The organism is Arthrobacter sp. FB24 (assembly GCF_000196235.1).
Lineage (GTDB): Bacteria > Actinomycetota > Actinomycetes > Actinomycetales > Micrococcaceae > Arthrobacter.
On the sequence record NC_008541.1, the window covers coordinates 317,255 to 328,592 of the forward strand.

Annotated in this window: 11 protein-coding genes; 9 read left to right on the top strand and 2 right to left on the bottom strand. The window is 67.3% G+C overall.

All coding sequences use genetic code 11. The features are described from left to right. Positions 1-9 precede the first annotated feature (9 nt). On the bottom strand, positions 10-267 hold the full coding sequence (locus ARTH_RS01545; protein ID WP_011690173.1) for a DUF6458 family protein: 258 nt from the start codon (positions 265-267) through the stop codon (positions 10-12). 370 nt (positions 268-637) lie between these two features. Here ARTH_RS01545 and ARTH_RS01555 point away from each other — a divergent pair, with 370 nt between their 5' ends. The 6 genes from ARTH_RS01555 (at position 638) to ARTH_RS01580 (ending at position 7,603) form a co-directional block, all read left to right on the top strand. Then, positions 638-1,858: a beta-ketoacyl-[acyl-carrier-protein] synthase family protein gene (locus ARTH_RS01555; protein ID WP_011690175.1), complete on the top strand. Its 1,221-nt coding sequence runs from the start codon at positions 638-640 to the stop codon at positions 1,856-1,858. Between the two features lie 31 nt (positions 1,859-1,889). Continuing rightward, positions 1,890-2,507: an alpha/beta hydrolase gene (locus ARTH_RS01560; RefSeq protein ID WP_011690176.1), complete on the top strand. Its 618-nt coding sequence runs from the start codon at positions 1,890-1,892 to the stop codon at positions 2,505-2,507. 176 nt (positions 2,508-2,683) lie between these two features. After that, on the top strand, positions 2,684-3,694 hold the full coding sequence (locus ARTH_RS01565; protein WP_232223570.1) for a LacI family DNA-binding transcriptional regulator: 1,011 nt from the start codon (positions 2,684-2,686) through the stop codon (positions 3,692-3,694). Between the two features lie 162 nt (positions 3,695-3,856). Continuing rightward, positions 3,857-4,609 (top strand): HAD family hydrolase, encoded by a 753-nt coding sequence (locus tag ARTH_RS01570; protein ID WP_011690178.1) that lies wholly within the window; start codon positions 3,857-3,859, stop codon positions 4,607-4,609. Between the two features lie 54 nt (positions 4,610-4,663). Continuing rightward, the gene (locus tag ARTH_RS01575; protein ID WP_011690179.1) at positions 4,664-7,024 is read left to right on the top strand and encodes a glycoside hydrolase family 65 protein; all 2,361 of its coding nucleotides are present in this window, start codon (positions 4,664-4,666) and stop codon (positions 7,022-7,024) included. 111 nt (positions 7,025-7,135) lie between these two features. Next, positions 7,136-7,603: a DUF2871 domain-containing protein gene (locus ARTH_RS01580; protein WP_043429248.1), complete on the top strand. Its 468-nt coding sequence runs from the start codon at positions 7,136-7,138 to the stop codon at positions 7,601-7,603. Here ARTH_RS01580 and ARTH_RS01585 read toward each other — a convergent pair. Further along, positions 7,600-8,931 carry an MFS transporter gene (locus ARTH_RS01585; protein WP_011690181.1) on the bottom strand — a complete coding sequence of 444 codons (1,332 nt, stop codon included), beginning with the start codon at positions 8,929-8,931 and terminating at the stop codon, positions 7,600-7,602. The genes ARTH_RS01580 and ARTH_RS01585 overlap by 4 nt on opposite strands. An 84-nt stretch (positions 8,932-9,015) precedes the next feature. Here ARTH_RS01585 and ARTH_RS01590 point away from each other — a divergent pair, with 84 nt between their 5' ends. From ARTH_RS01590 to ARTH_RS01600, 3 genes are all read left to right on the top strand, one after another. Next, on the top strand, positions 9,016-9,606 hold the full coding sequence (locus ARTH_RS01590; protein ID WP_011690182.1) for a hypothetical protein: 591 nt from the start codon (positions 9,016-9,018) through the stop codon (positions 9,604-9,606). A 104-nt stretch (positions 9,607-9,710) separates the two neighbouring features. Beyond that, positions 9,711-10,601 carry a hypothetical protein gene (locus tag ARTH_RS01595; protein ID WP_043429250.1) on the top strand — a complete coding sequence of 297 codons (891 nt, stop codon included), beginning with the start codon at positions 9,711-9,713 and terminating at the stop codon, positions 10,599-10,601. After that, positions 10,585-11,334, top strand: coding sequence for a LamB/YcsF family protein (locus ARTH_RS01600; protein WP_011690184.1), 750 nt, complete (start codon positions 10,585-10,587; stop codon positions 11,332-11,334). The genes ARTH_RS01595 and ARTH_RS01600 overlap by 17 nt, the downstream gene beginning before the upstream one ends. Positions 11,335-11,338 lie beyond the last annotated feature (4 nt).

Consider the following 11,338-nt stretch of genomic DNA (forward strand, 5'->3'; position numbering starts at 1 on the left):
GGATCATGGCTAGATGCCGCCGTCCCGGCTCTCGTTGCGGACAATGCGCTCCCCGGTGTTCGGGTCCACCACTGACCGGGTTTCACTCACCCGGCGGGTGCGCCCCGGCGAGGCAAGGACCAGTGATGCGATCAGGCCGATCACGCCCACCGCCATCAGGATGTAGCCAATCAGGGTCTGGTCCACGTTCGGGATCAGGCCAGGCGTGATGGCCCACGCCAAGATGGCACCAATGGCGATTAGAAAAATGGAAGAACCGATTCTCATGACTTGCTCCTAGCTGTCCAGGGGACTTGCGGGCAAAAACTTGATCAGCATGCTGTCTAGCGACACGCTACAGGCCACCCCCGGCCGTTTCAATGAAGCGGACGCCGCGCGCCGGGGCTGTGTCCGAGTCGTTATTCTGCGCGGTTCTGCGCACGCAATGCACCCATCCGCGGAGGGCGCCGACTTCGAACTGATGGTGGCGGCCGGTGCGGTTGATGGTCGCCCCGAGGTAACACCGGCGGCCGGCGGTGTGCCCCGCGTACTGTGGATTGCGCACGCATTCCCGTGCCAGCCGGGGAATGCATCCGCGATGAACAGCGCGAAGCGTCAACGGATCCGGCGTCACCAAGTCCCAGGAGCAGTGTTACCCATGTCAGAACCATTCCCCGCGGTTGTAGTCACCGGCCTGGGAGCCGTGACTCCCGTCGGCTCAACTGCCGGCGAAACATGGGACGCGCTCCTGGCCGGGCGCTCCGGGATCGTACCCCTCGACGAGGAGTGGTCCGCCGGACTGCCGGTGCGCATCGCAGGACGCGTTACGGCCGATGTCCCGTCGCTGCTCTCCACCCTGGAATACAAGAGGATGGACCGCTGCGGCCACCTGGCACTCATCGCCGCCCGCGAAGCCTGGTCGCACGCCGGCCGGCCCGGGACCGACCCGGAGCGGCTCGCCGTGGTCATCGGCTCCGGCTACGGAGGACTGGACACCACCCTGGAACAGACCCGGACCCTGGACGTCAAGGGGCCGCGCAGGGTCTCCCCGCACACCCTTACCCGGATTATGGTCAACGGGCCCGCGGCCTGGGTCTCCATCGACTTGGGAGCCCGCGGCGGGGCACGGACTCCGGTCAGCGCCTGCGCCTCCGGCGCTGAGGCGATCTCGCAGGCGGCCGACATGATCCGGAGCGGCGCCGCCGACGTGGTTATCGCCGGCGGGGTGGACTCCTGCATCAACGGCCTGACCATCAGCGGGTTCTCGCAGATCAGGGCGCTCTCCACCCGCAACGACAGCCCGCAGGCGGCCTCCCGGCCCTTTGACCGGGACCGGGACGGCTTTGTGATGGCCGAGGGTGCCGGGATCGTGGTCCTGGAACGCGAAGACCACGCCCGCGCCCGCGGAGCCGAGGTGCTTGGGGTCATCGCAGGCAGCGCCGTCACCTCCGACGCCGTGGATATTGTTGCCGCGGACCCCGCCATGCAGCGCCGCGTCCTGCAGAAGGCCATGGCCGCTGCCGGCCTCACCGGAGAGGACATCGGCTTCGTGCATGCCCACGCGACCTCCACGCCGGTGGGGGACCGCCTCGAAGCGGAAGCCATCGGCGCCGTCGTCGGACATTCGGTTCCGGTTACCTCCACAAAATCCCTCACCGGGCACCTGCTGGGCGGGGCCGGCGCGCTCGGTGCAATCGTCACCATCCAGGCTCTCCGCACGGGCGCCATTCCGGGCACCCTCAACCTCGACAACACAGACCCGGACATCCACCTCAACATCGTTTCGGAGACAACCCGGGGACTCGCGGCTAAGGCTGGCATTTCCAATGCATTCGGTTTCGGCGGCCACAGCGCCTCACTGGTGATCACTGCGGGCTGAGACCGCCTCCCCGGAAAGTTAGGCTGATGCGATGGAGACAGTCGTATGGTCCAGGCCGGAGAACCAGCGCGCCGGCACGCCGCTGCTGGTCATGATGCACGGCTACGGAACGGACGAGGTGCGCATGTCGGACCTCTTTGGCCAGCTGCCGCCCGAGTTTACCTGCGCGGCGCTGCGCGCGCCCAAGGTGATCGGCGACGACTACGGCTGGTTCCTGCTGGACTATTTCCTTACCCATGACTTCGCTGACGTCATTTCCGTCAGCAACAAGGTGTTCGACTGGATCAATTCAGTCAAGGCGCAGCACAGCAGCGTGAGCCTGCTGGGCTTCTCGCAGGGCATGGCCATGGCCAGCACGCTGCTGCGGCTGCGGCCGCAGGACTTCCGGGCCGTGGTGGGGTTGTCCGGATTCGTCCTGGACAACGAACTGCTGGCCATGAGTGAATCGTTCGACGCCAAGCCGCCGTTCTTTTGGGGCCGGGACAAGGCCGACCTGGTGATCAACGACGCCGCCGTGGAGCACACCGCGGAATGGCTCCACCGGAATACCCAGCTGACCGCCCGGACCTACCCGGGAATGGGCCACACGATTTCCAAGGCGGAAATGGTGGACGTGAGCGCCTTCCTGCGCCACTACGTCCTGCGCTGAGGAGCAAAACAGCGCCCCTGTTGTTTGGGGTAAATCCGCAACAATCCGCACTCATGAAAAAAACCAGTTGCGCGCTAAATTTGTAAGCGCTTACACTCTTCTTCGGCCATGTACCGGGCCCAGGACTTCAGGAGAAGAAAGGGCTGAGCCCGTGTCGCATGGCTAGAGCACCGCGCGTGACCATCCAGGACGTAGCCGCACTGTCGGGCTTGTCCATCTGCACCGTTTCCCGGGCGCTCCGGGGGCTGCCCAACGTTTCGGAAACGGCCCACGTGAAGGTGGCGGACGCCGCCACCAAACTCGGTTACAAAGCATCCTCGGCGGCGTCGCGCCTTGCCGGGGGCACCACAGGGTCCGTGGCCATCATCGCGCCCACTGCCACGGCGTGGTTCTTCGCCCAGGCCGTGGAGGCGGCCGAGGAAGTGTTCGCCGACAGCGGCTTCGACACTGTGCTCATCAGCCTGCGCAACACACCCAGCGTCCACCGCAAGGTTTTCGGCGACCTGGATGCCCTGGCGCAGCGCGTGGACGGCGTCCTGCTGCTCAACATCGCCCTGAGCGACAATGAAATCGACGCCCTGGCGTCCTCCGGCCTGGCGGTTGCGAGCGTGGGCATGCACAACGTCCCATGGGACAACGTGGGAATCGACAACGAGGACGCGGCATGGAAAGCGACCAACCACCTGCTCGGCCTGGGGCACTGGGACCTTGCCATTCTCTCCGGGCGCGAACCGGGGGAACGCACCGTTGCCACGGCCACGGACCGGCTGAGAGGTTTCCAGCGGGCGCTTGCCGAGCACCACTTAACCGTGGACCCGGATCTGGTCATGGACGCCGGTTCGAGCATCGAAGGCGGCCGCCGGGCAATGACCGAGCTCATCGAAAACCGCAGGATGACCTCCGCGATCTTCGCCGGCTGCGACGAAACGGCCTTCGGTGCCCTCATGGCCCTGCGCGAGCTCGGTTTGTCAGCGCCGAAAAACGTGTCCATCATAGGGATAGACGATCATCAGATGAGTTGGTTCCTTGGACTGAGCACAATCGCCCAGCCGGTAGCCGATCAGGGCGCCTTCGCCGCCAACCTGCTGATCGAAGGACTCCAACGTCCGGGGCCGCTGAGTGCCCCCGCCAGCCACGTGCTGGATACCAAACTGATCGAACGCAAAACCGCACGACGGAAACGTTGAGTGAAAACGGTCAGTGCAAACGCTGAGCGCTAAACGCCAGCTTCGGCCGCCGACGCCCGACTCCGCCGGCCCGGCCCCAGGACCCGATGGTTCCGGTCCGCACCAAACCTGCAGTATCCATGCACTTCCCCTGCCGCCGTCTGAAAGGACACCGAGTACCGCATGACTGAGCTTTCCAACAGCACCACCGGTAACAGCACCACCTCAAGCTGGTCCGGCGCGTCCGCCATCCTCTTCGACCTCGACGGCGTACTCACGCCCACGGCGATCGTCCACGAACGCGCCTGGCAGGAACTGTTCGACGGCTACCTGCAGGACGTTCCCGAAGCGGACGCCTACCGCGAAAGCGACTACTTCGACCACATTGACGGCAAGCCCCGGTTCGACGGCGTCCGGGACTTCCTCGCCTCGCGCAGCATCGTGCTGCCCGAAGGCCCGGCGGACGACGATCCTGCCAATGACACCGTCCACGGCCTCGGCAACCGCAAGAACAAGGTCTTCAACGACATCGTTGAAGCCGGCGGCGTAGCACCCTACGAAGGCTCCGTGCGCTTCCTGGAAGCCGTGCTCTCACTGGGACTCAAGGTCGCCGTCGTCTCTTCCTCCCGGAATGCGCCGGCCGTACTGCAGGCAGCGGGACTGGCGCACCACTTCCCGGTGGTGGTGGACGGCGTCGCCGCCGCTGCCGCGGGGCTGCCCGGGAAGCCCAGCCCGGCCACGTACGAACACGCGGCGCAACTGCTGAACCTCCCCAGCGAGGAGTGCGTGGTGGTCGAAGACGCCGTGTCCGGCGTTCAGGCCGGGAACGCCGGCACCTTCCATTCGGTGATTGGAGTGGACCGCGGAGCCGGCCGGCAGACGCTCCTGGACGCCGGCGCCACTCTGGTGGTTGAGGACCTGAACGAACTCCTCTAGACCGACAACACGCCCCCCCAACCTGCACCAACGCCAAAAGGAACCCCAACAGCCATGGCACTCATCACCTCTGACCGTGCTCGTTTCCCGAACGACCCCTGGCAGCTCGTGGAGACCGTCCACCTGTCCGGAAACGCCGGAACCCTGGAAACCCTCTTCAGCCTGGGCAACGGCCATCTTGGCATCCGCGGCGCCCACTGGGCCTCCGCCGACGCTGACCTGCCCGGCAGCTTCATCAACGGCTTCCACGAAACCTGGGACATCAAGCACGCAGAGAACGCCTACGGCTTCGCCCGCACGGGCCAGCGGATCCTCTACATCCCGGATGTCAACAACTTCACGGTAATCATCGACGGCGAGACGCTCACCCTCAGCGAATCAACGGTGCTGGACTACCGCCGCTCCGTTGACTTCGCCACCGGCATCTACGAATGCCGGATCACCTGGCAGTGCCGTTCCGGCGCCACCGTCACCACCACCGAGCGACGGGCAGTGGGCTACCAGACCCGCGGCGCCCTGGGCATCAGCCTCGAAGTTGCTGCGGACCGGGACGTCTATGCGGACGTGACATCCTCCGTGATCAACCGCCAGGACCAGCCCGTGGAAGACCACTCCACGCACGATCCGCGCCGCGCCGGACGGCACGCCGGCCGCGTCCTGCTGCCGGTACGGCTCGACGGCGGGGACGGCTCGCTGCGCCTGTCCTGGGAGGCAGCCGACTCCCGGCAGCGTGTCGGCCTGGCCGTGGACCACTGGACGTCGGCCGACGTCCAGCCGTTCGAGACCCTGGTGGACCAGGACGACAGCAGCGTCCGGTACGTCCTCGCCGTGGGTGCGGACCAGCCGTTCCGCCTCGAAAAGAGCGCCAGCTACGCCGTGGCGCGGGCCTTCCGCGAAGGAGCCGTGGACGGCGGTTCCCCGCAGGACCCGTCCGAGGCAGCGGAGGGCGCCCTGCAGCCCGTCAGCGCGATCTTCGCCGAAAGCGAGGCGCACTACCGGGACTACTGGGCCACCACGGACATTGTGGTGGGTGGCCAGCCTGAACTGCAGCAGGCCATCCGCTGGAACCTCTTCCAGCTGGCCCAGGCCACCGCCCGAGCGGACGTTGCCGGGATCCCGGCGAAGGGTGTCAGCGGCTCCGGCTACGAGGGTCACTACTTCTGGGACCAGGAGGTGTACCTGCTGCCGTACCTGACGTACACCAACCCGGACAACGCGCGCCAGGTCCTGGAGTTCCGGCACGAGATGCTGCCGGACGCGAAGGTCCGCGCCAAGGAACTGAGCGTGGACGGCGCACTCTTCCCGTGGCGCACCATCAACGGGCTCGAAGCCAGCGCGTACTACGCCGCCGGAACGGCCCAGTTCCATATTGCCGCCGCCATCGCGTTCGCCACCAACAGGTACGTGTGGGCCAGCGGCGATGCGGACTTCAAGCAGGGGATGGGCGCTGAGCTGCTGATCGAAACCGCCCGGATGTGGGTGTCCCTCGGCTTCTTCGGCAAGGACGGACTGTTCCACATCCACGGCGTTACGGGCCCGGACGAGTACACGGCAGTGGTGAACGACAACCTCTACACAAACGTCATGGCGCGGTTCAACCTGCGCACCGCGGCGGCCCTGGACCACCCGGAAATCGACGACGCCGAACGCGAACTCTGGGAGCAGGCCGCCATTCGGATGCAGCTGCCCTACGACGAAGACCTCGAGGTGTATTCGCAGGACAACGACTTCATGACCCTGGAGCCGTGGGACTGGAGCACGCCCCGGTCCAAGTACCCGCTGCTGCTGAACTTCCACCCCCTGGTGATCTACCGCCACCAGGTCCTCAAGCAGGCGGACACCGTGCTGGCGATGTTCCTGCAATGGCAGGACTTCACGGCCGAGGAAAAGCGCCGGGCGTTCGACTTCTACGATCCAATCACCACCGGCGACTCCACCCTGTCCGCCTGCGTCCAGGGGATCATGGCCGCCGAGGTGGGCTACGGGAAAGCCGCGCTGGACCACTTCACCCACGCGCTGTACATCGACCTTGACGACACCCACGGCAACACGATCGACGGCGTGCACATCGCCTCCACCGGCGGTGTCTGGAGCTCGCTGGTCAGCGGCTTCGCCGGCCTGCGCGACCAGGGGGAGGTTCCGTTCTTCGACCCGCGGCTGCCGTCCGAATGGGAGGGCCTCACCTTCCACCTCAAGGTGCGGGGCCGCCTGCTCTTCGTGGAGCTTGGCCAGGAATCCATCGGCCTCAGCATCCGGGACGGCGAGCCGCTGGAGGTTGACGTCCGCGGCGAGCTGCTCACCGTGGGCAACGACGTTACCCGGGTGCCGCTGGCCCCTGTCGGCGCGCCGGAGCCCACTATCTTCCCGAGCGGACTTCCGACGGCGTCCATCCCGATAGTGCGCGCACGCAGCTAGGCGGCAGTGCTCCCAGCGGGCAGTGGTCCCAACGGGCAGTAGTCCGAACGGTCCGGCGGGATCAACCGAACGGTTGATCCCGCCGTCGTGCTTCGGCGAAAGACTGGAGACGTGAAAAAACTCTTCCATGCCTCTTTTGCCTATGCCATCGCCGGTGTCCTCTCCGGCCTCTACTACCGTGAGTTCACCAAGGCCTACGGCTTTACCGGGGAGTCCCAGCTGGGCCTGGTGCACACGCACTGGCTGGTGCTGGGCTTCGTCGTTTTGCTGATGGTGCTGATGCTGGAGAAGATCTTCGGCCTCTCCGCTGCCGCGCCGAAGCTGTCGGCCTGGTTCTTCCGGACCTGGAACGCCGGCGTGGTGGTGACCGGCGGAATGATGCTGGTCAAGGGGTCGCTCGTTGCCGCCGGCGCGGACGCCGGTTCCAAAGCCCTCGCCGGGATTGCCGGAACCGGACACATCCTGCTGTCCGCCGGCCTGGTGCTGCTTTTCCTGGCCCTCCGGAAGGCGCTGACGGCGGCTCCCCGGACGGCGCCCCGCAGCGGACTGGGAACGCGCGGCGCGGGGAACGTGGCCTAGGGGCTGTCCGCCGACTCCCGGTCCCCGGCACTGCGGTCCAGCGGGTGGGCCAGCTCGTCTGCCGGCATCCGGGCCACCACCATTGCCACTACGGCCATGACGGGGCACACGCCGCCGGCCACCAGGAAGATCACCCACGTGGGCACCACCTCTGCCACGGGACCCGCCAGCGCCATGGAGACGGGCATGAGTGCCAGCGATACAAAGAAATCCAGGCTGGAGACCCGGCCCAGCAGGTGCGGGGGAACGCGGCGTTGCAGGAGCGTACCCCAGATGACCATGCCGATGCCTCCGGTTGCGCCGAACACGAAGAGCGCCGCAGCAACCATCCAGAAGCTGTCCATGATTCCGACGGCCGCGAGCGGAAGGCTGCCGGCACCCCACGAAACCATCATCACCGTGAGGTAGCGGCGCGGCAGCGCGAAGGACGCCGTGGCCAGCGAAGCGGCAGCCCCGCCGACGCCCATCACCGCCAGCAGGAAACCGAACATGCGCGAATCGCCGCCGAGCTGGTCACGGACAACGAACGGCAGCAGCACCTCGATGGGTCCGATCAGGAACAGCACCGAGATGCAGGCCCAGACCAGCGTCCACAACAGCCAGGGCGTCCGGAGAGTGTAGCTGACACCTTCGCGGAGGTCATGGAAGAAGGACGTTTTGCCCCGTTCCGCCGCGGGGCCGCCGCCCGTGCCACCCGCGGGGCCGCCGCCCGTGCCTTCGGTGCCGGGCGCTTCGAGGGCGTGCTGGCCGAGGAAGTTGAGGATGATGAAGGCAAGCAGGTGGCATGCCGCCACGCCCGTGACGGCGTGCGAGGGGGACAAGGCTGCCACCAGGATGCCGGCGACGGCGGGGCCGGCCGCCTGTTGCAGGATGGGGCGCATGGTCCCCTCCATGCCGTTGGCCGCCAGCAGGTCCTCGGCCGGCAGGATCCTGGGCAGGATTGCCGAATAAGCCGGGAAGAAGAACGCCGCCCCCACACCCAGGACAAAGGCGCCCACGGCAAGGTGCCACAGCTGCAGCCAGCCCGCCAGCGCCAGTCCGCTGATGGCGGCGATCACGGCGAGGTTGGTGCCCTCCACCGCGATGATCAGGAGGCGCTGAGGCACCCGGTCGGCCGCGATCCCGCCGGCCAGGACGAACGCCACCAGTCCCACGCTGCCGGCGGTGGCAACGAGGGACAGCTGAAGCGGACCGCCGCCCAGGTGGATCACCTGGTAGACCATGGCCACGGCCCACATGCCGGAGCCGAAAATCGAGACGGCCAGCGCCGCGATCAGCACCCGGTACTCCCGGTGCGCAAAGGGCCTGAGGGCTCTGGGGGTGGGCATATGGACAGTCTAGGCGTGCTCCTCCAGCCGCGCCGCCGCGCCTGCCGGCAACCATTTCCGCCACTGCCCCGTTAGGCTCAACCCATGGGGAACAGTCCGGCAGGCTCATGGCGCCGCAGCATGGCATTCATCGGCAGCAACCCGGGACTGGCACTGCATCCGGTGGACCGCGACGGCGTCCACATCCCCGGCGAACCCGCCAGCTGCTTCGCCTCCTTCTGGATGGCCGAGTGGTCCAGATGGGGCACGGGAAACGCCCTGCTGGTCGCCACCCGCCAGGGCTGGCGCAGCTACGGCTCCAACGGCTACTTCGCCGAAACCCTGGCCAATGAACTGACCCGCTACTTTCCCGAGGCAGCCCGGTTTCCGCTGGCTGAAATCACCCACACCCAGGACGATTTCGACGTCGAGCTCGACCTCGAACGCGGCTTCCGGGCCGTCGGGGGCAAGGCGGAGCTGGAGATCAGCGGCGTCCTGGACCGCCGCCAGTTCCTGGCGCCCGAATTCCAGCTCGGCGGAAACAGCGCAGCCCTGAGCAACGTGTACCTGCCCTGCAGCACGGGACGGCTGTCGGAGTTCGGGGTGGAATGGCCGGGCGCACCGTCGGTGTATCCCGGACCGCGGGGGCCGTCGTCGTCCGCCTATATTGCGGTGGCCGAATCCTGGGTGATGTAGCAAGGTGGCTTAGTGTTAAGGGTGAGTGGCAGCCACGAGCTGTCCCCGCACGGGGCAAACCACGGTTGCGCCGGCGGCTTGTTCCCGTTCCAGGAAAGGTGACGATGGCCATGCGGAAGAACCCGGCAATGAGAATTGCACAAAAGACCGCGCACAAGGCGGTGTTCGACTCCGAGGGAAAGCCCAAGCCCGGATTGCACAGCATGATGCTGCGCGCGGTCGAAGTCCAGCGCCCGCTGGTGCTCGCCAACCTCCGGCGGCTCCAGCGCAGGCACCCGCGTGCCACGGCGGCGCAGCTGGCTGACAAGCTGGAGCGCGACTACCTGCTGGCCGTGACCGGAGGCGGCGCACTGGTGGGCGGATCCGCCGTCATCCCCGGCGTCGGCACAGTCGCCGCGCTGGGCCTCTCGGCCGCTGCAACCGTCGGCTTCCTGGAAGCCACCGCCCTGTACGCGACGTCCCTCGCCGAGCTGCACGGCATCCGCATGATCGATCCGGAAAAAGCCGGTCTTATGGTCATGGCCATCATGCTGGGCGAAGAAGGCACTGCCCTCCTCGGCAGCCTCAGCGGCCAGGCCGCGGGCCGCAGCAAGGGTCCCACGGACGCCTGGGGTTCCGTATTCGCCCGCAAGACGTCCTTCCCCGGCTTCGGATCGGTTCGGGACCGGATCCAGCGCGCGTTCCTCCGCAACCTCCTGCAGCGGCAGGGAACCGCGCTCCTGGGCCGGGCACTGCCGTTCGGCGTCGGAGCCGTGGTGGGCGGGGTGGGCAACCGCGTGATGGGACGCGCCGTCGTCGCAAGCGCCAAAGAGGCCTTTGGCCCCATGCCGGACACAATTCCCGGCGAAGTAGCCGCCGGCACGCCCGCCAGCGGCGGGACAACCGGCCGCACCAGTGCCCCGGCCGCCCTTAACGCCGGCACCAGTGACCCCGGCGCAAACACCCCAGGTGGGGACCCAACCTTGAAAGGCGGATTCATTGGATCTGAACGCTGACCTGGGGGAGTCCTTCGGCTCCTGGACCATGGGGGACGACGCCGCCATGTTCCCGCTCATCACAAGCGCCAGCGTGGCCTGCGGCCTGCATGCCGGAGACCCCGTCACCATGCTGGACACGTGCCGGGCGGCCTATGAGCTGGACGTCCGCGTGGGGGCCCACGTCGGCTACCCGGACCTCCCCGGCTTCGGCCTGCGGTCCATCGACATGACCTTCGACGACCTTTTCGGGGCGGTGCTGTACCAGCTCGGCGCGCTCGACGGCGTGGCGCACGCCGTCGGGGCGTCCGTGGATTTCGTCAAGGCCCACGGCGCGCTGTACGACCGCACAGTGCATGACGCCGAGCAGGCCTCCGCCGTGATCGCCGCCGTGCAGGCCTACGATCCCGGGCTGCCCATCCTGGGCCAGCAGGGGTCCGCGCTGCTGTCCGTCGCCGCGGAAGCCGGCCACCCGGTGTTCCACGAAGCCTTCGCGGACCGCGCCTACTTCCCGGACGGAACATTGGTGCCGCGCTCGCAGGACGGCGCGCTGCTGGAGGACGCCGGAGAGATCGCCGGACGCGCGGTCCGCCTCGCCCTGCACGGTGAAGTGGAAGCCCTGGACGGGACCGTGATCAGGCTGCAGCCGCATTCGCTGTGCCTGCACGGTGACACTCCCGGCTCGGTGGAAACGGCAGCCGCCGTGCGCAAAGCGCTGGAAGCAGCCGGTGTGGAGATCGAGCCCTTCGCGTAGTGCC